Here is a 22138-nt window from a genome sequence, read left to right as displayed (position 1 = left end):
CCCAGGGCTCGCACTCCTCACTAAGGCCTCGGGCTTGAAAATCCGGGGTACCCATCGACGAAGTTACCCTACGCCTAAAGAGGGTGTTCTTGTCTAGGGTTTTCCTAGCGTAAGGTAACACGGTCAAAAAAGAAACTATGCGAGGAGCGCCTTGCGAGACGCGCGTACCTCAATCGCGTCAGGGGAGGCTACGATGACAACGAAATCCTTGATGATCACAAAGTCTTTTATGACAGTGCTTGTCAGCCAAAGCGAGTTACTCCGAGAGGGCCTTGTTCTAATTCTGGATGCAGCAAAGTTTCGTATTCTTTTCTCTGCGGCTTGTGTTCACGACCTCCTGCAGAAGCCGCTGCCCAAGCACCGGTCCATCTTGCTCATCATGGATGTCGACGGTATTGATGCAGATGCTGGATTCGCACAAATTTCAGAATTTAAAGGGATTTATCCGACCAGCCATGTCGTTGCGCTAGCCGATCACTGTCGACCGAACGACATAGTTTCAGCCCTTCGTGCGGGAGCTGACGCGTATTTGACAAAAGTTGCCGCTCACGACACCTTCATCAAAGCTCTCGAATTGGTTATGCTAGGGCAGACGGTTCTACCTGCGGAAACTTCGACGTTTATTCAGGACATAAGACATGGTTTGAAACATGATGAAATAGCAGTACATGAGTTTACAAATGTGGCTGTTACAATGGAGAACGCTGATCGAAAACCATCAATGCTGTCAGCTCGGGAAGATTGTATCATACGTTGCCTGATCGGAGGGGAGTCTAACAAGACAATCGCGCGCAAGATTAACATCGCCGAAGCGACGGTGAAGGTACACGTGAAGGCCATCCTTCGAAAGATTCGGGTCGGCAACCGCACCCAGGCTGCAGTTTGGGCGATGAACCATGGTATGCTCACTTCCGCTCCTGGCAAAGGTCCGTCAGGGACCGAAAACACGGCTACTCAGCCTTCTCACCATCCGCAAGAGCTACTTGAAGGACAAAAGGAGTACCACCTTCTCAAGAACACTCATCCTGTGTGACCGCCTCCGGGTCTTGACAGCGACGGATCGCAATGGGGCGCTGAGGTGGACCCTCCAACGGGACCACAACCCAGCCTTTAGTGATTGCAGTCGCGGATTTCGCAGACAGATGCCGGGTTCATAGCGACGTGGTGTTAACCCAGGCCAAGTTCGACGCCCATCAGGACCCCCGGGAGGTTCAACCAACTGACCTGGAACGTCTTCCGCGATCATCTGGTGCCACCCCAATGCCTACGTGCCGCTCACGGCCGACGTGCTGGAACGCAAGATCGAGCTCCTCGACAAGCACTTCGGAACGCGGCGCACCAAGGACTGGTTCGACCGTCAGACACTCGCTGGGCTTGCGAGGTTGCGCTGGATGGAATGCCGGGCACCCGAGCATTTCGCCGAGGCTTTCACGCTCCGGAAGGGAAAAATACTTAGCAGTTTGCGAACATTCTCTCGCAAAAGACTTACGGGGCGACCGTCGAAAATGGAGTGGGCCTTGAACTCACAGTGTGATCTGCTTAACTAGTTGTTCTACAGTGGTCCGGCAAAAAAGACATCTACAAGCAAAGATAGTACAGAACTAGCCATGTGCAAGCCGATCGTTTCTACTATCCATTTTGAAGTTGAGGGTGCATCAAAGTGGGCAAGGGAAAAATAGCTCCTGGATTTTCGTTCAAAAAAGCGCGGATCGGAACGGTCGAGGGCGGAGAGTCCGGGGTTTTGGTGTGGAAACGGGATCAACTGGTTGCGGTCCTTACTCAGATCGACGAGGAAGCCTACTCCACGAAGGGCAAATGGTTCCTCGAGACAGGCTTCGGGCTGCTGAGCGGGCAGCACAAGAATTTCGATACGATCGAAGAAGCCATAAGATGGGTGGCCAGACACACTTTCCCTGACAGTGCAGATGGATCGGCCGATTCAGCGGCAGAAAGTTAACCCGATTTGCGGTCAGCTTCCCGCCTGGCGGAAGTCGCGCATTCCCTTCTCAATCGATCGTCCGCGAGGCAAGTTTCCTGTCGCCTGGAAGCTTCTTGGCTTGCGTGCCCATGCAGGTCCCAGCGAAGTCTTTCGGCCCATGTCTCATACCTACCCTCGCCGGGCGGGACTTAGCCCCGCCGTCACCTTATTGGCCAGCATTATTGGTCCGCAACTGAAGTGAGGTCGTGCTCATCACCGGCAGTGCACCGTCGGCGGCCCTTATCGTCCTCATGCCAGCCGTCTCGGCGCAGTGTAGCTGACGACGAGAGCGGCGTGAGCACTCCACGCCTGAACATCCTGCAGGAACAGGGGACGGTATGTCTACGCCGCCCTGCCGGTTGGGATCGAGCGCAGAGAGCTTCGGCGGCCGCATGCTCCCCGGACCCGGGGCCATGCGGATCCTCCATTCCGGCTGTAAGGTCTACATGCTCGGCTGAGGATTTACGCCTTCCCTATTGGGTCTCGGTTGGCACCTATGGTGGAGGCCCGAGGCGGACACACTGCCGACGACACCGCGGCCTTGGAACAGCTTTCCAAAGGACTGGAGAACAAGATCATCGCGACGAAGCCGGGGCTTCGGAGCACCCCGCCAAAATCCTCCTACAGCATGGTATCAGGAAGCTAGGGGCAACCCGCGGCTGGCCCCTGTACCTCGGCTGTATCTCGGGCGCTTCCCGGATGCCATTCTGCAACGGAGATCCCGCGACTGTCAATAAGACGGCCCGCGGGATTCACCCGAGGCGGGCCGTCTTATTGCTTGGGAACGCTTCAGGAAGAGTTCCTTCTCGCGATGAGATCGTTGACCTTGTAGGCGACTTCCGTGCGGTTGGTCGCCTTCAGCTTCTTCATGATGTTTCGGATGTGGACCTTCACGGTGCTTTCTCGCAGGTTGAGTTCGTAGGCGATGATCTTGTTCGCTTTTCCGCGCCGGAGCGCCTGGGCGACCTCGGCCTGCCTAAGCGTGAACATGCCCTTCAAAGGCTGCGTGTCGCGGCTGTCCGAACCTATCAGGTGGCGCATGCAAAGGACACTGCTCGCAGTGACGAAGATACCTCCCGCTGCCGCAAGGTTTATAGCCTCGACACAGACATCAATTCCGACCGAGGTCGGAATGTAGCCGCGTGCGCCGCATTCGAGAGCGGTCAATATGTGTGCAAGATCTTCGGTGTCGGCCAGGATAACTACAGGGACTGATTTGAATTCGGACGAAATATGCCTAATCTCGTCTGCGATCCCATGATCGGTGACCTTCCGGCCGCCAAGGTTCAAGAGTATGGCTGCAAGGGGAGGGACCGAGCCCTTCTTCACGCGCCATTCATCGATCGAACCCATGGCCGCGATTTCCATGCCGAGTTCGTGGTCCGCGAGGGCAAGAACGAGACACTCGCGGTCTAGGGCCCTTCCGTCCAGGACGAGGAGGCTTCCTTTGCCTGCATGGCCGTGGACGCTTTTCGTTCCTCTGGACAGGACTCCTGACCGATTGGCCGTGTGTTTATGCCGTCCTGCTGTGGAATCCACGTCAATCCCCAATCTTTTCGCACAACCCGCGTTGCGGCTGCCAAAACACCCCTCATTCTTCGCAATCTGAAAGCTTGAATACGCTGCCCTGTGTTTGAATGCACTTGTGATTGAACACCCAGCCCTTGTGAAAGCGTGAGGCTCACCCAGCAGTTTCAGCAGTTCTTCGCCCCTAGCCGAGAACAGCTTGTGCAGCCTATCGTCTATTTATAAGCGTTCTCTAACATAAGTTAATTTTTAGAAAATTTCGCGTCGACGGTCGCCTGAGGGCATGTGTTGAGACCGCGTCACCCCGCGTTGAAGCTCCCGCGAGTTCGATCGTGACGCGCGGGTCCGGTCAGATTCAATCCCTTTGGCCATGTGCCAACCGTTGAAATGATTCCCGACCGCTCAAGGAATGCCAAGGAGTGGGATAGCTCTGCGAGGTTGACTAACCGGCTAGGCGATGATGCCATTCTCAGGATGGGACCGCTCAGCCAAACCCCAAGTCCAGCAGCCATTCGAGGGAGGATCGGTAGTTCCTCGCGATTGTGGACGAGAATTCCTGAAGGTGGATATTGGCATGACCAGGGTGCAGTTCGTGGCATCCGTAGCCAAGCGCACTAGGTCCGAGAACACCCGGCTGTATTTGCCGCCGTTTATGGGTGCAGCTTACGCGCATTTCGGCAGCACCTTCTGCTCATGCGATATGCCATGGTGCCGTCGATCATGATAATCGGGCCTTTGCGGCTGCCCTCGTCAAGATAGACTGCGGCCCCGCCAGGTAAGCCGCGCACTACCGGCCCGGAAAACTCGTGTGGAACTGCTCGAACGACGGCGCACTGTCGTCTTCCAGCAGAAATTTTGCTGACGGCACATGCACTGGCGCCCCGCACCGCGCCGCAGGGGGCGACGCGAAAGCCCCGCTAGGGACGATTGAACCCGAGCTAGAGGGAATAACCTTTACCTGAGGTACTCGCTGTCGAATCCGGCTGTTTTGACCAGCTTCTTGCGGTTGATCACCTCTACATAGCCTGCCTTGAAAGCGACGAGATCGGCCTTGCGGAGTTCCCTCAACGTCCGATTGAGGTGAACGGTGGTCATTCCGAGGATGTCGGCCAATTCGTGCTGGGTAAGGGGACACTCATATCGTCCATGGGCCGACAGGCCAACGATCGAGAGCCTCTCCTCCAACTCGAGCAGGAAATGGGCGGTGCGGCTCATCGCGTTCCGCCGCCCGGCATTCATGAGATGTTCGGCAAGGATGGCGTTCAGGCGGGCCAGGGAGCAGGCGATAGTCTTGCCGAGCCGGCCTTCCGACAAGATGGCCTCCACCAATTTCTTGCTGGAAATTTCATAAACAGCTAGTTCGGTTATGGACGCCAGGGACGCTAAACGAGGTCCGTCTACGGAACGGAAACCGACAATGTCCCCCCGCAGAGGAGTGTCGATGATCTGCCGTTCTCCGTCCAGTAGCCCGCGGTAAAGGAGGGCCCAACCCGATTTTACGATGAATATCTCATCGTTCTTGTCATCCTGGCGGCATATCACCGAATGGGGTTTGTAAGTTCTTGCGGTAACACCGAGAAAATCGCTGTTACCCCAATCGTCCTTCGAGAATGTCCCCCCTACGGGATGCGAGTTTATGAACTGCAACAGTGTTTGCATGTTGCTTCAATTTCCGCACAACCTACAGCAATTACTCCCGTACGAGTTCGACAGAAGGACCACCTACGGTAGAGGCAGGATGGCCTACTGTCCTCGTCTGTTTGAATGAAGGTAGATTGACGGTCGGAAAAGCGCGGTCGCGCCAGTTGTCGCACCTCACTAGACGGTTTCGAGCCGGCTGAACCGAACCGGGATGATTTTCCGGGTCTCGAGCTGCCCTGCCGCATCCTTGTCGATGACAGTCAGAAACTGTGCTTCTTTAGATCCCAAAGGCAGAACCAGCCGTCCCCCCGGCTTGAGTTGCTTCAGAAAAGCCGGCGGTGTCTGCTCAGCCGCCGCCGTGACCAGGATCTTGTCGAATGGGGCGTGCTCGGGCCAGCCGCGAGACCCGTCTCCGACACGAATGCCGACATTGGATAAGCCTAGCTCCTGCAGGAGAGCCTCCGCACGGCTTACGAATTCCTCGATGATTTCCACGCTCCAAACCTGCCCGGCGAGTTCCGCGAGGATTGCGGTTTGATAGCCCAGGCCAGTGCCGATCTCGAGCACCGCCTCGTTCCATTGGGGAGCAAGGAGATCGGTCATGAGAGCGACGATGAATGGCTGCGAGACGGTTTTATCGAAGCCGATCGGCAGCGGCATGTCCTGGTAGGCATAAGGTGCAACCGAGGCTGGCACGAAGCGATGCCGCGGCACTCGCCGCATCGCTGCCATCACCCGCTCATCGAGCGCCGCCTTGCCGAGTTCTTCGCTTGCAAGGTCGGTATGGATTGCAATCATCTCGACCATGTGCCTGCGTAGGACCGCGAGGTGCTCTTCGTTCATTGGCTTCATGACGGTAGGGCCTTCCTCAACCAGCTTGCTGCCGGTGAGCATTATATCCTGTTCGTCACGATAGCGCCCGCCATCGTTTCCATTACGGGTGCCCAGGGCAAGCGTGGGTGACCGTCTTGGCGGGCTATCGCCGGCGGCGACCCTGGAGATTCTGGGCGCTCATATCGCCATAGCGGTGTGTCCCACATGCGACTATCTCGCGCATCAGCTTCGCCAGCGCCGGCCGAGAGGGCGAGGCGCCGGAGCCGTGCTCCTGGTGGACGAGGCGGCAGCCAGCCGCCTTGATCTCGTCGACCTGGGCGTCGGTCGCCCGATCCTCTGTCGAGACGCGGGCATCGCCAATGGGGCGGCCGATCCGGAGAACTGGACGTTGTGCGTGCATTTGGCCGGTTTCGGGGCCGTTTTTGGGTTTTTGTACACACAAGGAATGTGCCAGAACATGAACGTGTGAATGCGTCTGGAGAGGCCTCAACGACGTCTCATCAGCCAACCGAGGCTTGTAATCCGTCACTAATGCCATATCCTACGCACAAGAAATGTGTCTCTGGATATGGCAAAGGGGACAGGGATGACCCCAGCATTGAAAGTTCCAGTTCAGAACGAACCGTTAGTGCTGTCCTATATGGATCGGGCTGGGAAGATCGCTGTCGCCCAGGTTGCGGATGGATTCGGTATGTCCAAAGGTCAGCTTGCCGAGACGGCGGGTCTTGCGCGGGAAACCCTCTATAGGGCTGAGCGTAGCCGTGCTGCAAAGACGCAAGGTCGCCTTCGTGAAATGCTTGAGATCATCAGCAGAGTGATCGACTGGGCTGGAGGCAAGGAGCAGGCGATGGCCTGGTACCGGGCCCAGCCGATACCGGCATTCGGCGGGCGGACGGCGGAAGCTCTGGTTAAGGAAGGCAAGGCCAGCGCGGTTCGCGACTATCTGGATCATGTCGCCGTTGGTGGCTTTGCTTGAGGTTTGCCGGAATTTGCTACCGCGCCCATGATCCGCGGTGGTCCTTCCAGCCTATCTCAGGCGACGGAGCGGCTATTCGGGGTGCCAGGTTCAACCCGAAAGGTGTGCCTACGCTTTATCTGGCGCTCGACATCATGACGGCCGTGAAGGAGGCCAATCAGGGTTTTGCACATCGCATTGATCCCTGCGTGCTTTGCTCATACGAGATCGATTGCGATGACATTGTCGATCTGAGGACGGCGCAAGGCCAGGCCGACGCCGGGATCCGGTTCGAAGATATGGCTTGTGCCTGGATGGATTTTCTCGCCCATGGCAAACGGCCGCCCTCATGGAGCATCCATGACCGCCTCGTTGCTGAAGGCAAGTTCGGCATTGTCGTGCCCAGCTTCGCGCCAGGTGCCGGCACATGTGATCAGAACCTCGTGCTATGGAGCTGGGGCGAGGTGCTCCCGCACCAGGTCAAGGTGATCGATCCGGGAGGCCGGCTGCCTCGGAAGCAATTGTCCTGGAGCTAACGCCGCAAGGGTCGGATCGAATTGCGACTCAGGCGATTATCCGCGCCGCCCGCGCGAGCGTGCGTTCCGCGTCATTGTAATAGTTTGAGGCCTGCTGCACGGAGCGATGCTGCGACTGCTGCAAGGCTTCGGGCAGCGGAATGCCGCGGCGTGCGGTTTCGGTGAGATAGCCGGAGCGCAAGCTGTGGGCGGAGAAGGCTTGCGGATGGAGCCCGGCCTCGGCGGTGCGCCGCTTCAGGATCAGATTGACGGCCTGCGGCGTCAGGACGCGCGCTTCGAGATTGCCCCGTGGTCGATGCCGCCAAACACGGCGCCGTCCCTGATCCCGGCGCACGCCAGCCAGTCATTCAAGACCAGCACAGGCCGGCCGACCAGCAGCACGAAAGCGTCGCTGTCGGCTTGCGTCTTCTCTGTGCGGCCGAGCCGTATCGACAGGCACGGCAATTTATCGCCGCCGGGAGCGTTGGGATCGGCCGGAACCGGGTCTTCGTCGACCAGCTGTTCGACGCGAAGAGCAGAAATTTCGCTGCGACGCCGGCCGCCGGAGGCGAAGGCGGTGATGAGAATCGCGCGATCCCTGACGTCAACGAGACGGTCGCCGGCGCATGTCTTCAGGAGGGCGGCCAGAATATCGGCGGTCACGGCCTTCCTGCTCTTGCGGCCGCGGATGGGCTTGGCGCGCACCGCCAGTTTGATTGCGCTCTGCAGCCCCGGCGCATTGAATTCCCGACAGGTTTCGCCATTTGTCAAGATTGACCAGCTCGACAGCCGCCGGCGCACGGTGGACGACGCGTGCGGTTTTTTTGTCACCCTTAACAGGCCTTGGGCTACCAGCGACGCCGCTACGTCAGCCGGCATGCCCTGCCGGGTCGGCCTCGCGTTTCGAAAAATCCCAAACGTGGTGAGCGACGAATTTGAGGAGCAGGGATTCCGGCGCCGGCCAAGAACAGGGAAGGGACTGGAGATTGGCCTCTCAGTCCCGCGATTGTTGTTTCGGCCGCCTCACTGTGCTGCTCGGGCAAAAGCCAGGCAGCGGCAAGGAGGCGTCGAGGGCCAGGATCGTCAGTAGCGATGCCCTTCGTGACGCCAGGCCAGGATCTCTTCGGTGGTCACTGGCTTCGCCTTGGCGCGCGCGGCGCGAACCTCGTCGATCAAGACGTCCAGCCGGTTACCCTTGTGGATTCGGGAGAGTTTTGCGATCGGATCGTTGCCGCGCGAAATAATCAATTCCTCGCCGGCCTCGACTTTCGCCAGCAGTTCGGAGAGATGGGTCTTGGCCTCGGCGACCTTCACTGTGATGGTCATTTTTCCGTCCTCGTGTGGCGTTGTACGCTTTGGCCTGCCTCTCGGCGCCAAAAACATTCCACGCGAGCGGCGCCGGCGCGCAATCGGTCCGACCGGTTGCTGGCCTCTGTCGATGCCATCCACGACGCCGCCCTGCTCGGCCTGAAGGAACATGATCGGCTGGTGCTGGCCAAAAGCCAGATGGAGCGAAAACTCCGCGACCGCCGCGCCAGCTCGAAACTGCCCGACTTGATCGAACTGGTGCTGTCGCGGCCACTTGTCTCGACAGGCCTTATCCAGGACAGCCTGAACGTGACAAAACAGGGGGCGCTCAATCTTGTCGGCGAGCTCGGCCTGCGCGAGATGACGGGCAGGGGAAGGTTTCGCGCCTGGGGGATTGTTTAGTCCGCTTCCATGATTTACGAAATTATCGAACTTGACGAACTTGCGCTCTGCAACCATATTGATGACAGCAGGAGGTTCTCATCATGGCCGCTCCAAAACGCAGTAATCATAGCGGGGCCGCATCGCATGCGGGAGTTGCCGCCCTGAGCTTCACCACAAAGCTGCCGGCACAGGCAGACTTCAAGAAGGTATTGCTCGAACGCTATCAGGAAGCGATCGCACGCGGCCGCAAGATCGGCCATCGCGTATCGTTCCGGGTAGAGGTCGATCCGGCCGCCGATGCGCAGACGATCACGCCGGTCGAAGAGCAACCGATCGCTTCGGATGTGTTTCCCGTCGAGGATACAGGCAAGCCCGATGCCGAACTCGAGGCGGCTCTTGCCGAAGCGCGCGCGCGTGGCCACAAGCGTGTCGCCGAAATTGTCGCCGGCGAGGAGATGCTGAGCGCGGAAGCCTTTGCCAGACTGCTCGGCACGTCGCGCGTGACCGTCAACGCCAGGCGGCAGAGTGGGCAGGTGCTCGGCATCGATGGGGCCAAACGCGGTTTCCGCTTTCCTGTCTGGCAACTCGACAAGAACGGTCGTCCCTTCGGCGCATTGCCGGCGCTGCATGCCATGTTGGGCAACAGTGCCTGGGCCGTCTATCGATTTCTGGTGTCGCGCCATGGCGCCCTCGATGGCCGGACCGGCCTTCGAGCCCTTCAGCAAGGCGATGACGCCTCGGTTTTGGCCGCGGCGGAAGGCATGGCCAGGGGCGATTTCGACTGAATGCCCGGCGTTCCACCTCCACCCGATTTCGGGCGCGCAAAGCTCGAAATCGAGACCGTACCGCGGGGTCGGACGTTCGGCCGGATCTACTGGAGTCCCTATCCCGATCCGTTGGGATACGGGAAGTCGCCGAGCCGGTTCAGCGATCCTCGACGCCGTGTTGACGCCAACCGGTTTGGCGTTCTTTACCTCGGCGACTCCCTGAAGGTGTGCTTCCTCGAGACCGTGCTCCGCGACCGCCGCGAAGGAATCCTTGACGATCTTCCAATAGAGGAGGTGGAGTTGACCCGACGGCGATATGCGGAGATCGCGACCACGACAGACCTACGCCTGGTCGATCTCAGAGCCGACAATGCCGTCAGGATGGGTGTTCCGACCGATGTCGTTCGGGCACAGCGCCAGAACCTGGCACGCCGGTGGTCACTGGCGTTTCACGAGCACCCATCTCAGCCCGACGGGATCATTTATCCCTCGCGCCTCAATGAGGCGACCAATCTTGCCATTTACGATCGCGCGGTACCGAAGCTTCAGGCGAAGCGTGTTGTGACCCTTCTCGGCGCGCGAGGGCTGGCTCAGGTCCTGGAGGATTTCAGGGTGGGGTTGGTGTGAAGATGCAGCTCGTATCCGTATCGCTTGGCGAAGATGGCTGTAGCGCCAGAACCCAAGGCGGACATGACGACCTGGTTGTTGCCAGCTCTCGGTGATATCGATAACATTATCGAAGTCGATCCGATTCTAAGAGGTGGTGCATGAACGCGGCCGGACGCCAGATAAACCTCGTGCCCAAGTGTCTGGCGCTCCGCCTTGATCAGACCGGCGCGGCCGGCCGGTAGAGAGCGCTGATGGCCAAGGCAGCCTCATCGAGACCGGGCGAGAGCCACGCCCCGACGATGGTCGACGTGGCGCGGCGGGCAGGTGTGTCCACCATGACGGTTTCACGCGCCCTGAAAGAGGGCAGCCTCGTTTCCAAGGCGACGCGGGAAAAGATCATGGTCGCGGTCAACGACCTCGGCTACGTGCTCGACCAATCGGCCGGCAGCCTGTCCTCGCGCAAGACTGGATTTGTTGCCGCGATGGTTCCATCACTCAACAATTCCAACTTCGCCGATACGGCGCGCGGCATAACGGATGAACTGGAGAGCACGGGACTCCAGCTTCTGCTCGGCTACACCGACTATACGGTCGAGAAGGAGGAAAAGCTGATCGAAGCGATGCTCCGTCGGCGGCCCGAAGGCATCATTCTGACCGGCGGCGCCCATACGGAGCGCGCCCGCCGGCTTCTTAAAAACGCGGGCATCCCTGTAGTCGAAACCTGGGAGTTGCCGGCGAAACCCATCGATCAGGTGGTCGGATTCTCCAACGAAGAGGCGATGGGGCTTCTCGTCAAGACGCTGGCCAGAAAAGGCTACAATAAATTCGGTTACATCGGTGGCACGACCTCGCGCGACACGCGCGGCAGCCAACGGCGCGAAGGCTTTGTCAGAGCCATTGAGGAGCTCGGCCTGCCAACCGGGCGCCTCGTTTCCTTTGGCGTGCCGCCGATATCCATCGAGCAGGGAGGCCAGGCCGTCGTCAGCATGCTGGAGCGCTGGCCGGACACGCAAGCCGTACTCTGCGTTTCGGACCTTTCGGCCTTCGGCGCACTGATGGAATGCAAGCGCCGGGGCATGCGGATCCCGCAGGACATCGCCATTGCCGGCTTCGGCGACTACGAGGTAGCCGCCTTTTGCCATCCCGGCATCACCACCGTGAATGTCGACTGCTACGGCATCGGGCAACAGGCCGCCCGCAGATTGATCCAGGTGATCCGAGGCGACGAGAAACGACACGGCGAAGAAATCGTGCTCACCGGCTATCGCGTCGTCGAGCGCGAAAGCACCTGAGTTCCTGCATCGATTCAAACGCAGCGAATGCAGCCCAATAGCGATGTTTCGCAAGACCATCACCCTCACGCATGACGGTGCTTTGAAAGCCGTTGCAGCCGGAGCAGCGCGCCGTCACGATGGGCGTGCCGCAATGTCTCATGGTCGTCGATGCGAGCGGCGAACTCCTCGCCAGCCTGCGCATGGATGGCGCGCGGTTCCTCAGCATGCGTACGGCGCAGGCGAGGCGCGCACCGCAGCGTCAATAAATGCCGCTACTGGCGGTATGGCGTTCGAAGCGGCGCACTCAGCCGGTATCGCTTCGCAGGGCGGCGTGACCAATTTGCCTGGGGGGTTGCCGATCCGCTTCGGCGGACGCCTTGCGGGCGGCATCGGCGTCGGTTCGGGAACCGGCGAGCAGGATTTCGATGTGGCACACGCCGCCTTGGCGGCGGTTGGCGCCGACGTGATTTAATGCGATATGCCGATGCGCCTCCAGCGCAACCGAAGGATCTTCAGAACGCGATCTGAACCTTCATGGATTTGTTTCGGTCACCGGCGATGTCGAAAGCCGCGACCGCCTCGTCGAGAGCATAGATGCCCGTCAGTAGCGGTTTGACATCCACCCGGCGGCGATTGATCAGGTCGACGGCGAGCGCAAACTCCTCGTGGAAACGGAAAGTGCCCCGCATCTCGATCTCTTTCGCGACGATGAGGTTCTGCGGGATTGACAGATCGCCGCCGAGACCGAGCTGCACGAGCACTCCGCGCGGCTTCAGGACATCGAGCCCTGCACGTACCGCGCGCTCATTGCCAGAGGCCTCGAACATTATGTCGAAACTACCCTTGTCGACATTATAGGCGGCGAGCTTTTCGCTATTTATCGCGACATTGATCGTACGGTCGGCACCGATCTCCAGGGCCTTCGCCAGCACGCCCTCCATGACATCGGTGGCGACGATTTCGCGCGCACCGTGGGCTCGTGCGGCGAGGATGCAAAGCGCGCCGATCGGCCCGCAGCCGGTGACCAGAACCCGCTTGCCGAGCAGCGAGCCGGCGCGGTTCATGGCATGCAGCGTCACCGCGAAGGGCTCCGCAAACGCGGCTTCGTTGATGGAGATGTGGTCGGCTATTCTGTGGCACTGCCACGCCTCGGCGACCAGGCGCTGGCGGAACGCCCCCTGTATGTGCGGCATCGGCATGGCGCTGCCATAGAAGCGCATGTTGAGGCACTGGTTCTGCATGCCTTGCAGGCAGTAGCGACAGGCATTGCAGGGCCGGCTGGGCGAGATCGCCACGCGATCGCCGACCGCAAGTGTGGAGATGCCGTCGCCGAGGGCCCGCACCGTGCCCGCAACCTCGTGGCCAAGAATCATGGGTTCACGAAGGCGGATCGCGCCGAAGCCGCCATGGTTGTAATAATGCAGGTCCGAGCCGCAGATGCCGCCAGCCTCGACCGCGATCTCGACCTGTCCGGCGCCAGGGGAGCCCGGATCGGTCTCCTCGATCCGCAGGTCTTTTGCCGCGTGGATGACGATCGACTTCATGATGTGATCCCTTCTCAGACGACCGGTGTCAGCAAGGTCTGTCCGCCGAAATGGGCCGCGAGATTATCGCGAACGAGCTGACCCATGGCCTTGCGGGTCTCCACCGTGCCGCTGGCGTGGTGCGGTTGCAGCACGATGTTGGTAAGCTTCAGGAAGCGCTCGTCGATGGTTGGCTCGTTCCAGAACACGTCGAGCCCGGCACCCTTGATGGCACTGGATTCCAGGGCCGCGAGCAACGCGGTCTCGTCGATCGTGCTGCCGCGCGAAATATTTATGACGATACCGTCTGCTCCGAGCGCTGCCAGGATCGACGCATTAATCATGTGTTTTGTGCTTTCGCCGCCGGCGAGCGTTACGATCAGAAATTCGCTGTCGCGCGCCAGTTCGACCAGATCGCCGACAAAAGTATAAGGAAGATCGTCGCGCTTGCGGTTGTCGAAATAGGAAATCGTACAGTCGAATGCAGCGGCGCGCTTCGCCACCGCCGCACCGACGCGGCCCATGCCGACAATGCCCAGCCTTTTTCCACAGACACGCGTGACCAGCCCCATATTGCCCTTGCGCCAGCTTCCATCGCGTACATAGGCGTCGGCCTGCGGGATTTTTCGCGCCACGGCGAGCAGCAGCCCGATGCCGATATCGGCTACGTCCTCGGTTAGAACATCAGGTGTATTGGTGACACGAATGCCGTTCGCCCTGGCATAGGCAAGGTCGATGGCGTCGGTGCCCACGCCGTAGCAGGAAACGATTTCGAGCTGCGGCAGCTTTCCCATCAGCGCAGCACTTGCGCCAAGCTCGCCGCGCGTAGCTATGGCGCGGATCGCGCCGGCGTGGCTTGAGAGCAACGCGTCCTTGTCCTCGGACTGCCAAAGTTTGTGGACGCGATATTTCGCCTCAAGATCTGCCATGTCCCAATCCGGATAGGGACCTGTCATCAAAATGTCGGTCACGGCATCATCTCCTGTGCGGATTTATTTTTCCATTGACTATGTTATCGATAACATCCATGTCAATAGGGACTGGTGGCGCTGCGCTGCAAATCGTGGCCGCTCAGGAAAGATTGCTCAGGAGGAGCATTTGGGCAGTTCATTGTTCGATTTGACCGGCATGCGGGCGCTGGTCACCGGCTCGGGACAGGGGATCGGCCTGGCGCTGGCCGAGGGGTTGGCGCAGCACGGCGCCGAAATCGTGCTCAACGGACGCAGCGCCGAAAAAATGAAAACGGCTGCGGATGCACTGACAGCGAAGGGACACAAGGTCCATAGCGCCGTCTTCGACGTCACCGATCATGCTGCGGTGGCGAACGGCGTCGCCGATATCGAGGCGACGATCGGCGCCATCGATATCCTTATCAACAATGCCGGCATGCAGTTCCGAATGCCGCTCGAGGATTTCCCCGCCGACAAATGGGAGGAACTCTTGCGCACCAACATCTCCAGCGTGTTCTTCGTGGGACAAGCGGTGGCGCGGCACATGATCCCGCGGCGGCGCGGCAAGATCATCAATATCGCCTCGGTGCAAAGCGAACTGGCACGGACGAACATCGCGCCCTATACGGCCACGAAAGGCGCTGTGCGCAACCTGACGCGCGGAATGTGTGCCGATTGGGCGAAGCATGGCTTGCAGATCAATTCCATTGCGCCGGGTTACTTCAAGACGCCGCTCAACCAGGCGCTGGTCGACAATCCCGAGTTTTCAGCCTGGCTGACCAACCGCACACCGGCGGGTCGTTGGGGCGATGTCGGCGAACTGGTCGGCGCGGCGATCTTTCTGGCTGGACGGGCCTCATCCTTTGTCAATGGACACACGCTCTATGTCGATGGCGGCATCACAACCTGCCTCTGAGTCCTGGTCCATCGTCGTAATGGGTGTCAGCGGCTGCGGCAAGACCAGCATTGGCATCGCGATCGCGGCTCGTCTAGGGCTCGCTTTTGTCGAAGGCGACGCGCTGCACCCGCGCGGGAATGTCGAGAAAATGTCGGCGGGCATACCGCTTACCGACGAGGATCGTTGGCCTTGGCTGGACCTGTTGGGCGCAGCCTTGCGCCATGCACATGAGCAAGGACGCGGGCTCGTCGCGAGTTGCTCGGCGCTGAAGAAATCCTATCGCGATCGCCTTCGCCATGGTGCTATCGGGCCGGTGCTTTTCGTATTTTTGGACGGTTCACGTGCGGTGCTGCAAGCCAGGCTCGCCGAGCGCCGCGGCCACTTCTTCCCGCCGGCGCTGCTCGACAGCCAGTTCGCTACGCTGGAGCATCCCGGCGACGAACCGCTGGTGGTCACAGTGGACATCGACGCGCCTGTCGACACGATTGCCGATAAAGTGTTGCAGGGTCTTGGTGCATTTGGGGTCGGCCCTGCCAGATCAAAGAGAGGCACGTTGAAATGACGCAACCAACAAAAGTCGCCGTTGTCGGTGCCGGCATCATGGGGTCGGCGATAGCCACCCGCCTGATCGAGACTGGGCAAGCCGTAACGGTATTCGATCTGGACAAGGCCAAGGTCGCCGCCCTGACCGCCAAGGGTGCGGCTGCCGCCGCATCGGTTGCCGAAGCAACGCGGGCGAGCAGCTTCGTCATCCTCAGTCTCAACCATGCCGATATCGTGCGTTCGGTGGTGTTCGGGGACGCCGGTGTTGCGGCCGCTGCGTCGCCCGAAAAGCTGCTGATCGACATGTCGTCTATCGATCCGGCCGACACCGCTGGGATGGCCGGGAAGCTGTCTGCCGAGACCGGCATGAAATGGCTCGACTGCCCGCTTTCGGGCGGCGTTCCCGGCGCGCTGGCCGGCAGGCTGACCGTCATGGCGGGTGGCGAGGCTGAAGACTTCGAACAGGCGCGCACGGTGATGCGGCATCTCTGCACCAACTACACACTGATGGGGCCGAGTGGGGCAGGGCAGACGACAAAGCTGATCAACCAGCTGTTCTGCGCCGTACTGTTCCAGGCTGTCGCCGAAGCCGTGAAGCTTGCCGAAGCCGGCGGCGTAGACCCGAAGGCAATCCCCGCGGCACTCAAGGGCGGGCGGGCCGATTCCAGCATCATGCAGGAATTCATGGCAAAATTCGCTGCCCGGGATTTTTCGGCCACCGGCCGCATCGACAACATGCTGAAGGATCTGGATTCGCTGCAGGCCTTCGCGCTGAAAACCAAGACGCCGATGCCGATGACCGGGCAGGTGGTCGAGATCCATCGCCTGCTCTGCGCCGCTGGATTGGGGCCGAACGATTCGGCCGAGATGATGCGTCTGCTCGACGGCAAGACCAGCTGATCCGTTGGCCTTATTCTTTGATGCTTGACGCCTAGAAATGTTATCGATAACATAATTTGGGCGATCTCGGGAGGAACCCATTGTGACCGAGCAAAAACTGATCGAGTTCAAGGCAATTACGAAGGAGTTCGGCGGCACCCGCGCGCTCTCCGACGTGACGCTTGATCTGCACAAGGGCGAGATCCTGGCGCTGCTCGGCGAGAATGGCGCTGGCAAGTCGACGCTGATCAAGACGCTCGCCGGCATCTATCGGCCGGATGGCGGCCAAATCCTGTTTCGCGGCGAGCCCTACCATCATCGCCCGCCGCGGCCGAACCAGCGCCAGCCCGTCGCCTTCATTCACCAGGATCTCGGTCTTATCGAATGGATGACGGTCGGCGAGAATGTCGGTCTGGCCCAAGGCTTTTCGCTGCGCTCCGGGCTCATCGACTGGCGATCGACCGAGGCGAGGGCGCATGAGGCGTTAAAGCTGGTCGGCTGTGACTTCGACCCGACGACACGCGTTCAGGATCTGACGCGTACAGAAAAATCGCTGGTCGCCATCGCTCGCGCCTTGGCTACCGAGGCCGATGTGCTGGTGCTCGATGAGCCGACCGCCAGCCTTCCCGCCGACGAGGTCGAGCGGCTGTTCGACGCCATCCGTCCGCTCAAGCAGCGCGGCGTCGGCATGATCTATGTCTCGCACCGCCTGGATGAAATTTTCCGCATCGCCGATCGCGTCGCCGTGCTGCGCGACGGCAGGCTGGTCGGCGAGAAGAAGGTCGCCGACACAAAACCGGACGAACTGGTCGAGATGATCGTCGGCCGTCCGGTCAGCCAGATTTTCAGCAAGGCTCAAACGCAGGCCGGCGAGACGATCTGCGCCGTGCGCGACCTGGTCTGCGCCGGTGCCGGCCCGGTGTCTTTCGACGTGCGCAAGGGTGAGTTGCTCGGCCTGGTCGGCCTGCGCGGCGCCGGGCAGGAACTGGTTGGCCGGGCGCTGTTTGGCTGCCAGGCCTTTTCCGGCACGGTGACGATCCGCGGGGCTGCGCCGGACCTGTCCAGCCCGATCGCGGCGATGTCGTCCGGCATCGGCCTGATCGCGCGTGACAGGACCGAAGAATCAATCGCTGGATCCTTGTCGATCCGTGAGAACAGTTTCCTCAATCCCGGCGCCGGCAAGCGCGGCCTGTTTTCCTTCCTTGCGCCTCACAAGGAGGCTGCGCTGGCGCAGGCGATCGGCAGTTCCGTCGGGCTGCGCCCCAACGATCCGAACCTGCCGATAGAGGCGCTGTCGGGTGGCAACCAGCAAAAGGTGGTCGTCGGGCGCTGGCTGCACACCGGGCGTACGTTGCTGATCGCCGAGGATCCGACGGCCGGCGTCGATGTCGGCGCCAAGGCTGAGGTCTACCGGCTGATCGGCCGCGCGCTTGAAGCCGGCCTCGCCGTCGTCGTGGTGTCGACCGATTTCGAGGAGATTGCCCACATCTGCCACCGCGCTTTGGTGTTTTCGCGAGGACAGATCGTTCGCGAACTCACCGGCAAAGACCTCACCACATCCGCCGTGATCACCGCGGCATCGGTTTCCGAAGCCGCCTGATCTTTCTGGGAGCGAACTCATGCAATCGATCGAATCCAGCGCCCTCGAACCGACCCGCGGCGAGATGGCTGATTTGTCCATGGGGCAGAAGGTCATCCGGCTGCTGCCGGTCTACGGGCTGGTTATCCTGACGGTGTTGCTGATCCTGTTGTTTTCGATCCTGCTGCCGAACACGTTCCCGACGCTGCTTAACCTGCGCTCGATCATCTCCGACAAGGCGATTATTGCGCTGTTGTCGCTGGCGGCGATGATCCCGATGGCGTCGGGACGCATCGACCTCACCGTCGGCTACGGCATTGTGCTGTGGCACATCCTGGCCATCAGTCTGCAGACCATGTTCGGCATTCCGTGGCCGCTGGCAGTGATGATAGTGCTGGTTCTCGGCGCCGCGACCGGCTTCCTCAACGGCCTGCTGGTCGAAGTCGCCCGCATCGACTCTTTCATCGCCACGCTGGGCACCGGCACCGTGCTCTATTCCTTGGCGCTTTGGCACACTGGCGGCCGGCAGGTTGTCGGCGTGTTGCCCAACGGCTTCTACGCGCTCAACGGCACGATGGTGTTCGGGCTGCCGATCACCGGCCTCTACGTGCTTGGCATCGCCGTCGCACTGTGGATCATTCTCGAATATCTGCCGATCGGCCGCTACGTTTATGCCATCGGCGCCAACCCGAAGGCGGCTGCTCTCAATGGCATTCCGGTGCGCCGCTTCGTCATTGGGGCGTTCATCTCCTCGGGCTTCCTGACGGCGCTGACAGGAGTGTTGCTCGCCTCCAAGCTTCGCATTGGCCAAGCCAGCGTCGGACTGGAGTATCTGCTGCCGGCTCTCGTCGGCGCCTTTCTCGGCTCGACCACGATCAAGCCTGGACGAGTCAACGTCTGGGGCACGATGACGGGCGTCATCATCCTGGCGGTCGGCATTTCCGGCATCCAGCAGTTCGGCGGCTCGTTCTTCGTCGAGCCATTGTTCAACGGCGTCACGCTGCTCGTCGCCATAGGCATTGCCGGCTACGCCCAGCGCAAGCGCGGCGCAGCGCAAAGAAACAGGACCAAGACCGTCGCGCAGCCCTCGAAGTGACAAATCGAGCCAAACCCGTGGATCATGGAATGAACGACTACGAGGTTCTCGACGATCGGTTCGGCAAGCTGATGATCGGGCATGCCAAGCTCGAACTTCTATGGAGCGGTAGCCGTTGGGCGGAAGGACCGGTGTATGTCCCCGCCGCAAGGCATTTGCTGTGGTCGGACATCCCGAACGATCGGCTGCTGCGCTACGACGAAAGCGATGGTTCCGTCAGCATCTTCGAGGCCCATTGTAACTACCAGAACGGCCACACACTCGACCGCGAAGGCCGCGTCGTTGCTTGCGAGCATGGCGGGCGCCGTGTCTCCCGGCTCGAGCATGACGGGCGTTGGCAGACGCTTGTCGAAACCGTTGCAGGCAAGCGGTTCAATTCACCCAATGACGTGGTGGTCAAATCCGACGGTACGATCTGGTTCACCGACCCGGTCTACGGCATCGAAAGCCACTACGAGGGCAAGATCGCCAGAGCGGAGGTCGGCGGCTCCCATGTCTACCGGTTCGACGAGCTTTCGGGTGAGGTGAGCGCCGTTGTCACCAACATGGTGCAGCCGAACGGCCTGGCTTTTTCGCCCGACGAGACGATCCTCTACGTGTCGGACAGCGGCGCCAGCCATGTGCCCGGCCTGCCGCGCGCGATCAAGGCCTATGACCTTGCCGCCGATGGCCGGTCGGCGCGCGCAGGCGGCATCTTCGCCGAGTGCGGGGCAGGCCTCTTCGATGGTTTTCGCGTCGATCGCGACGGCAACATCTGGGCCTCCAGCGCCGACTCGGTGCGCGTCCATGCGCCGGACGGAACCCTGATCGGCCGTATCCTGGTTCCCGAGCTCGTTTCCAATGTCTGTTTCGGCGGTCCCAAGCGCAACCGCCTCTACATCACTGCGCAGACATCCCTTTACTCCATCTACGTCAACGCACATCCGGCCGGCGTTGGTCCGGTGGCGGGCGACATCAGCCGGTGACATGTCGTCAACTCCAATCGAAAGCCGAGTTTTGAAAGACCATGCAATTTCTTGAAACCAAGGGAGGTACCAACATGCAACGCAGAACATTCCTGAAATCATCCGTCGCCTTGATGGCCATGACAATCGCTGCTCCTGTCCTGTTCGCCGGCCAGGCACGGGCGGACGCCACAGCCGACGCCATGGCGGTGGTCCAGAAATATGCGCAGAAGGTCACGGCCTGGGATGGCCCGACCACCGGTCCGAAGGCGCAGCAAGGCAAGACGATCGTCGTGCTCGCCGGCGACCTCAAGAACGGCGGCATCCTGGGCGTCACCAACGGCGTCGAGGAAGCAGCCAAGGCGATCGGCTGGGACGTCAATGTGATTGACGGCGCCGGCTCGATCGGCGGCCGCACCGCTGCCTTCGGCCAAGCCATGGCGTTGAAGCCGAATGGCATCGTCATCAACGGTTTTGACGCGGTCGAGCAGGCGCCGGCGCTGGAACAGGCCAAGGCCGCAGGTATCCCGTTGGTCTCCTGGCATGCCGGACCGGTGATCGGGCCCGACGAGAAAAGCGGCGTGTTCGCCAACGTGTCGACGGATGCCATGCAAGTCTCCACGGCCGCGGCCGACTGGGCCTACGCCGATGCCAAGGGCAAGCCCGGCGTCGTCATCTTCACCGATTCGACCTATGCCATCGCCATCGCCAAAGCCGACAAGATGAAGGCGGAGATCGAGCGGCTGGGCGGCAAGGTGCTCGAATATGTCGACACGCCGATCGCCGAGACTTCGCAGCGCATGCCGCAGCTGACCACTTCGCTGCTGCAGAAATACGGCGATGCCTGGACGCATTCGCTGGCGATCAACGATCTCTATTTCGACTTCATGGGACCCTCACTTGCCGCCGCCGGCAAAGCCGGTACCGACGCGCCGATCAATGTCGCCGCCGGCGACGGTTCGGAATCGGCCTATCAGCGCATTCGCGCCGGTCAGTTCCAGAAGGTGACCGTCGCCGAACCGCTCAACTTGCAGGGCTGGCAATTGGTCGACGAGCTGAACCGCGCCATCGCTGGAGAAAAATGGTCGGGCTATCTGTCGCCGCTGCATGTGGTGACGGCCGACAATGTCGAGTTCGACGGTGGGCCGAATAACGCATTCGACCCCGGCAATGGCTACCGCGACGCATACAAGAAGATCTGGGGCAAATAGGAGCCCGGCGATGCGGGCGCAATACGCGATGCGCCCGCATCGCATTCGCGCGACAAATCCACGAATTGCACCGCGACCTGCCCTTGCCGCCCGGCGGCCATCCCAGCGCAGAAAATCAGGAAACCCTCGCCATGATCATTCGCTACGCCCTGTTCGAAGGCGAAATCCACCCCGGACGAGAGAGCGAATTCCGGCGCTTTGTCAGGGAAAGGCTAGTGCCGTTGTGGACGCAATTTCCTGGAGCCGAGGAGGTGCGCGTTCTGGATGGCACGGCACGGGATGAGGGCGCCCCCGTCTATGCCATGGCGCTCGCCATCCGTTATCCCGACATGGACGCCTGCAAGAAGGCGCTGCAGTCCGATGTTCGCTTTCAGAGCCGCGATGTGACTGGAGAGCTGCTCAAGATGTTCACCGGCCGTGTGCATCACCATGTTTTCGAAGCGAACGAGTTTCCAACCGCTCGATAGGATGATCAAAAAAGCGCCACACGACAATCGCCGACGCACGTCCAAAGACGGACGTCCCCTGGTTCTCGGTCTAATTCAGAAAGCAGTCAGTTGTTGGGACTCGAAAAAGAGGAGTGAGAAGGCGGGAAGCGGACTTGCAGCGGCTCGGAATGACTTCGCGCACAGTTGGTGAAGCGGACGTTCGGAACTGTTGCTAGTCACTTTGCGAGGATGGCCCTGCCCCAGTCCAGATGAACTCAAGATGGTCGCGGCGATG

General features: G+C 60.6%; 22 protein-coding genes and 4 pseudogenes. 18 read left to right on the top strand and 8 right to left on the bottom strand.

Features of this window, described 5'->3' with window-relative positions; genetic code table 11:
• Positions 1–193 precede the first annotated feature (193 nt).
• The 3 genes and pseudogenes from NKI97_RS07375 (at position 194) to NKI97_RS07365 (ending at position 1957) form a co-directional block, all read left to right on the top strand.
• Entirely contained in the window at positions 194–1033 is an 840-nt protein-coding gene (locus tag NKI97_RS07375; RefSeq protein WP_352833303.1) for a LuxR C-terminal-related transcriptional regulator, read from the top strand.
• Positions 1034–1134: 101 nt separating this feature from the next.
• A pseudogene (locus NKI97_RS07370) lies at positions 1135–1442 on the top strand (PIG-L deacetylase family protein); the annotation flags it as partial.
• Between the two features lie 218 nt (positions 1443–1660).
• Positions 1661–1957 carry a hypothetical protein gene (locus NKI97_RS07365; RefSeq protein ID WP_352450598.1) on the top strand — a complete coding sequence of 99 codons (297 nt, stop codon included), beginning with the start codon at positions 1661–1663 and terminating at the stop codon, positions 1955–1957.
• 810 nt (positions 1958–2767) lie between these two features.
• Here the strand turns inward: NKI97_RS07365 and NKI97_RS07360 are convergent.
• From NKI97_RS07360 to NKI97_RS07345, 4 genes and pseudogenes are all read right to left on the bottom strand, one after another.
• The gene (locus NKI97_RS07360; RefSeq protein WP_352744730.1) at positions 2768–3466 is read right to left on the bottom strand and encodes a LuxR C-terminal-related transcriptional regulator; all 699 of its coding nucleotides are present in this window, start codon (positions 3464–3466) and stop codon (positions 2768–2770) included.
• A 993-nt stretch (positions 3467–4459) separates the two neighbouring features.
• Complete coding sequence (locus tag NKI97_RS07355) at positions 4460–5164, bottom strand: Crp/Fnr family transcriptional regulator (RefSeq protein ID WP_352744577.1); 705 nt, start codon at positions 5162–5164, stop codon at positions 4460–4462.
• A gap of 159 nt (positions 5165–5323) precedes the next feature.
• On the bottom strand, positions 5324–5998 hold the full coding sequence (locus NKI97_RS07350) for a protein-L-isoaspartate(D-aspartate) O-methyltransferase (protein WP_352744733.1): 675 nt from the start codon (positions 5996–5998) through the stop codon (positions 5324–5326).
• A gap of 187 nt (positions 5999–6185) precedes the next feature.
• Positions 6186–6380: pseudogene (locus NKI97_RS07345) on the bottom strand (recombinase family protein); the annotation flags it as partial.
• A gap of 186 nt (positions 6381–6566) precedes the next feature.
• Here NKI97_RS07345 and NKI97_RS07340 point away from each other — a divergent pair.
• Both NKI97_RS07340 and NKI97_RS07335 read left to right on the top strand, forming a co-directional pair.
• Positions 6567–6956 (top strand): antitoxin Xre/MbcA/ParS toxin-binding domain-containing protein, encoded by a 390-nt coding sequence (locus NKI97_RS07340; RefSeq protein ID WP_352744579.1) that lies wholly within the window; start codon positions 6567–6569, stop codon positions 6954–6956.
• Positions 6953–7471 carry an RES family NAD+ phosphorylase gene (locus tag NKI97_RS07335; RefSeq protein WP_352744582.1) on the top strand — a complete coding sequence of 173 codons (519 nt, stop codon included), beginning with the start codon at positions 6953–6955 and terminating at the stop codon, positions 7469–7471. The genes NKI97_RS07340 and NKI97_RS07335 overlap by 4 nt, the downstream gene beginning before the upstream one ends.
• Positions 7472–7499: 28 nt before the next feature.
• Here NKI97_RS07335 and NKI97_RS07330 read toward each other — a convergent pair.
• A pseudogene (locus tag NKI97_RS07330) lies at positions 7500–8423 on the bottom strand (tyrosine-type recombinase/integrase); the annotation flags it as partial.
• 110 nt (positions 8424–8533) lie between these two features.
• Positions 8534–8776, bottom strand: a complete 243-nt coding sequence (locus NKI97_RS07325) for a type II toxin-antitoxin system Phd/YefM family antitoxin (protein ID WP_352450602.1) — start codon at positions 8774–8776, stop codon at positions 8534–8536.
• Between the two features lie 40 nt (positions 8777–8816).
• Here NKI97_RS07325 and NKI97_RS07320 point away from each other — a divergent pair.
• The 5 genes and pseudogenes from NKI97_RS07320 to NKI97_RS07300 all read left to right on the top strand — a co-directional run.
• Positions 8817–9160, top strand: a pseudogene (locus NKI97_RS07320) (helix-turn-helix domain-containing protein); the annotation flags it as partial.
• Between the two features lie 83 nt (positions 9161–9243).
• A complete protein-coding gene (locus tag NKI97_RS07315) occupies positions 9244–9927 on the top strand; it encodes an XRE family transcriptional regulator (RefSeq protein WP_352833300.1) in 684 nt (227 codons plus the stop codon).
• Positions 9928–10536 carry an RES family NAD+ phosphorylase gene (locus tag NKI97_RS07310; RefSeq protein ID WP_352833297.1) on the top strand — a complete coding sequence of 203 codons (609 nt, stop codon included), beginning with the start codon at positions 9928–9930 and terminating at the stop codon, positions 10534–10536. It abuts the gene before it with no gap.
• A 281-nt stretch (positions 10537–10817) separates the two neighbouring features.
• On the top strand, positions 10818–11810 hold the full coding sequence (locus NKI97_RS07305; protein WP_352833449.1) for a LacI family DNA-binding transcriptional regulator: 993 nt from the start codon (positions 10818–10820) through the stop codon (positions 11808–11810).
• 43 nt (positions 11811–11853) lie between these two features.
• Positions 11854–12264 (top strand): heme-binding protein, encoded by a 411-nt coding sequence (locus NKI97_RS07300; protein WP_502907079.1) that lies wholly within the window; start codon positions 11854–11856, stop codon positions 12262–12264.
• A gap of 40 nt (positions 12265–12304) precedes the next feature.
• Here the strand turns inward: NKI97_RS07300 and NKI97_RS07295 are convergent, their stop codons facing one another.
• On the bottom strand, positions 12305–13336 hold the full coding sequence (locus NKI97_RS07295) for an L-idonate 5-dehydrogenase (protein ID WP_352450608.1): 1032 nt from the start codon (positions 13334–13336) through the stop codon (positions 12305–12307).
• A gap of 14 nt (positions 13337–13350) precedes the next feature.
• Positions 13351–14271 (bottom strand): 2-hydroxyacid dehydrogenase, encoded by a 921-nt coding sequence (locus NKI97_RS07290; RefSeq protein WP_352450687.1) that lies wholly within the window; start codon positions 14269–14271, stop codon positions 13351–13353.
• 172 nt (positions 14272–14443) lie between these two features.
• Between NKI97_RS07290 and NKI97_RS07285 the strand changes: the two genes are divergently transcribed.
• The 8 genes from NKI97_RS07285 to NKI97_RS07250 all read left to right on the top strand — a co-directional run bounded on the left by NKI97_RS07285 (position 14444) and on the right by NKI97_RS07250 (position 21882).
• Entirely contained in the window at positions 14444–15181 is a 738-nt protein-coding gene (locus NKI97_RS07285; RefSeq protein ID WP_352450688.1) for an SDR family oxidoreductase, read from the top strand.
• Positions 15150–15725 (top strand): gluconokinase, encoded by a 576-nt coding sequence (locus tag NKI97_RS07280; RefSeq protein ID WP_352693926.1) that lies wholly within the window; start codon positions 15150–15152, stop codon positions 15723–15725. The genes NKI97_RS07285 and NKI97_RS07280 overlap by 32 nt, the downstream gene beginning before the upstream one ends.
• Positions 15722–16606 carry an NAD(P)-dependent oxidoreductase gene (locus NKI97_RS07275; RefSeq protein ID WP_352450610.1) on the top strand — a complete coding sequence of 295 codons (885 nt, stop codon included), beginning with the start codon at positions 15722–15724 and terminating at the stop codon, positions 16604–16606. Before NKI97_RS07280 ends, NKI97_RS07275 begins: the two co-directional genes overlap by 4 nt.
• 82 nt (positions 16607–16688) lie before the next feature.
• On the top strand, positions 16689–18185 hold the full coding sequence (locus NKI97_RS07270) for a sugar ABC transporter ATP-binding protein (protein ID WP_352833294.1): 1497 nt from the start codon (positions 16689–16691) through the stop codon (positions 18183–18185).
• A 19-nt stretch (positions 18186–18204) separates the two neighbouring features.
• Positions 18205–19260, top strand: coding sequence for an ABC transporter permease (locus NKI97_RS07265; RefSeq protein WP_352450612.1), 1056 nt, complete (start codon positions 18205–18207; stop codon positions 19258–19260).
• A gap of 29 nt (positions 19261–19289) precedes the next feature.
• Positions 19290–20225, top strand: coding sequence for an SMP-30/gluconolactonase/LRE family protein (locus NKI97_RS07260; protein WP_352744592.1), 936 nt, complete (start codon positions 19290–19292; stop codon positions 20223–20225).
• A 74-nt stretch (positions 20226–20299) separates the two neighbouring features.
• Positions 20300–21415, top strand: coding sequence for an ABC transporter substrate-binding protein (locus tag NKI97_RS07255; protein ID WP_352744594.1), 1116 nt, complete (start codon positions 20300–20302; stop codon positions 21413–21415).
• Between the two features lie 131 nt (positions 21416–21546).
• Entirely contained in the window at positions 21547–21882 is a 336-nt protein-coding gene (locus NKI97_RS07250; protein ID WP_352450615.1) for a hypothetical protein, read from the top strand.
• Positions 21883–22138 lie beyond the last annotated feature (256 nt).

It is taken from the genome of Mesorhizobium sp. M0296 (assembly GCF_040321675.1).
In the GTDB taxonomy this organism is placed as follows: Bacteria; Pseudomonadota; Alphaproteobacteria; order Rhizobiales; family Rhizobiaceae; genus Mesorhizobium.
This window is presented reverse-complemented; position numbering and strand designations above follow the sequence as displayed.

Coding starts and splice junctions, on each gene's coding strand:
- NKI97_RS07280 (WP_352693926.1), top strand. CDS start 15,150: ATGTCGATGGCGGCATCACAACCTGCCTCTGAGTCCTGGTCCATCGTC.
- NKI97_RS07355 (WP_352744577.1), bottom strand. CDS start 5,164: ATGCAAACACTGTTGCAGTTCATAAACTCGCATCCCGTAGGGGGGACA.
- NKI97_RS07350 (WP_352744733.1), bottom strand. CDS start 5,998: ATGAAGCCAATGAACGAAGAGCACCTCGCGGTCCTACGCAGGCACATG.
- NKI97_RS07275 (WP_352450610.1), top strand. CDS start 15,722: ATGACGCAACCAACAAAAGTCGCCGTTGTCGGTGCCGGCATCATGGGG.
- NKI97_RS07255 (WP_352744594.1), top strand. CDS start 20,300: ATGCAACGCAGAACATTCCTGAAATCATCCGTCGCCTTGATGGCCATG.
- NKI97_RS07250 (WP_352450615.1), top strand. CDS start 21,547: ATGATCATTCGCTACGCCCTGTTCGAAGGCGAAATCCACCCCGGACGA.
- NKI97_RS07300 (WP_502907079.1), top strand. CDS start 11,854: ATGTTTCGCAAGACCATCACCCTCACGCATGACGGTGCTTTGAAAGCC.
- NKI97_RS07290 (WP_352450687.1), bottom strand. CDS start 14,271: ATGACAGGTCCCTATCCGGATTGGGACATGGCAGATCTTGAGGCGAAA.
- NKI97_RS07375 (WP_352833303.1), top strand. CDS start 194: ATGACAACGAAATCCTTGATGATCACAAAGTCTTTTATGACAGTGCTT.
- NKI97_RS07285 (WP_352450688.1), top strand. CDS start 14,444: ATGCGGGCGCTGGTCACCGGCTCGGGACAGGGGATCGGCCTGGCGCTG.
- NKI97_RS07260 (WP_352744592.1), top strand. CDS start 19,290: ATGAACGACTACGAGGTTCTCGACGATCGGTTCGGCAAGCTGATGATC.
- NKI97_RS07295 (WP_352450608.1), bottom strand. CDS start 13,336: ATGAAGTCGATCGTCATCCACGCGGCAAAAGACCTGCGGATCGAGGAG.
- NKI97_RS07340 (WP_352744579.1), top strand. CDS start 6,567: ATGACCCCAGCATTGAAAGTTCCAGTTCAGAACGAACCGTTAGTGCTG.
- NKI97_RS07305 (WP_352833449.1), top strand. CDS start 10,818: ATGGTCGACGTGGCGCGGCGGGCAGGTGTGTCCACCATGACGGTTTCA.
- NKI97_RS07315 (WP_352833300.1), top strand. CDS start 9,244: ATGGCCGCTCCAAAACGCAGTAATCATAGCGGGGCCGCATCGCATGCG.
- NKI97_RS07325 (WP_352450602.1), bottom strand. CDS start 8,776: ATGACCATCACAGTGAAGGTCGCCGAGGCCAAGACCCATCTCTCCGAA.
- NKI97_RS07310 (WP_352833297.1), top strand. CDS start 9,928: ATGCCCGGCGTTCCACCTCCACCCGATTTCGGGCGCGCAAAGCTCGAA.
- NKI97_RS07265 (WP_352450612.1), top strand. CDS start 18,205: ATGCAATCGATCGAATCCAGCGCCCTCGAACCGACCCGCGGCGAGATG.